The sequence below is a fragment of the Cryptosporangium minutisporangium genome (assembly GCF_039536245.1).
Classification (GTDB): Bacteria; Actinomycetota; Actinomycetes; order Mycobacteriales; family Cryptosporangiaceae; genus Cryptosporangium; species Cryptosporangium minutisporangium.
Window position 1 is genome coordinate 1 of record NZ_BAAAYN010000147.1, and the last position, 871, is coordinate 871.

Annotated in this window: 1 protein-coding gene; it reads left to right on the forward strand. The window is 70.4% G+C overall.

Annotated features, from left to right (window positions below):
- Nucleotides 1-719, forward strand: a 719-nt coding sequence (locus tag ABEB28_RS42925; protein ID WP_345734059.1) for an MFS transporter, incomplete at its 5' end; no start/stop codon positions are given.
- Nucleotides 720-871 lie beyond the last annotated feature (152 nt).

Below are 871 nucleotides of genomic sequence, written 5' to 3' on the forward strand. Positions count from 1 at the left end.
CAGCCGTCCTCGCCGTCGCGCTGCTCATCGGCTTCGTGTGGGTCGAGAGCCGGGTCCCGCACCCGCTGGTCCGGCTGAGCATCTTCCGGGTCGGCTCGATCGTGCGGGCCAACGCCAGCATCGTCGCGCTGATGGGGTCGTACATCAGCTTCCAGTTCATGATGACGTTGTACCTGCAGGACGTGCTGCACTGGTCGCCGCTGCGGATGGCGCTGGCACTCCTCCCGGCCGGGCTGCTCGTCGCGTTCGGCTCGCCGTTCATGGGTCGGCTGATCGACCGCTACGGAACTTCGCCGCTGATCGTCACCGCGATGGTCTCGCTCAGCAGCGGCTACCTGTGGTTCCTCGCGACCGCGGGCAGCCGGCCCGGATACCTGGTCACCGTGCTCCCGGCGATGCTGTTGCTGGGCGGCGGTTTCGCGTTCGGGTTCAGCTCGATCATGGCCCAGGCGACGGACGGCATCGACGACTCGGAACAGGGACTGGCCTCCGGTCTGGTGCAGTCCTCCGGTCAGGTCGGCACCGCGCTGGTGCTGGCCGTGGTCACCGCGCTGATCGCGTCCGCTAGCACCGCGGCCTCCGGTGACTTCACGCCGTTCCGGCCCGGCGTCAACCTCGTCACCGGGGTGGCCGTGGCTGGGCTGCTGCTCAACGTCGTGACGCTGCTGACCGCTCGCCGGAATCGCCGACCGGTCGCCGCCGAGAGCGCGGCTCGGTGAAACCTCGGCCCTGCCGGCCCGACCCTGCCCTCGCCGGCAGGGGTCGGTGGCCGGCAGGGCCCGGTCGCCGAGCGACGAGAAAGCCGGTTGCACGATCACCGGGGCGGCGAGCTAGGCTAGAGCTACCGACGCGGGGTGGAGCAGCTCGGTAG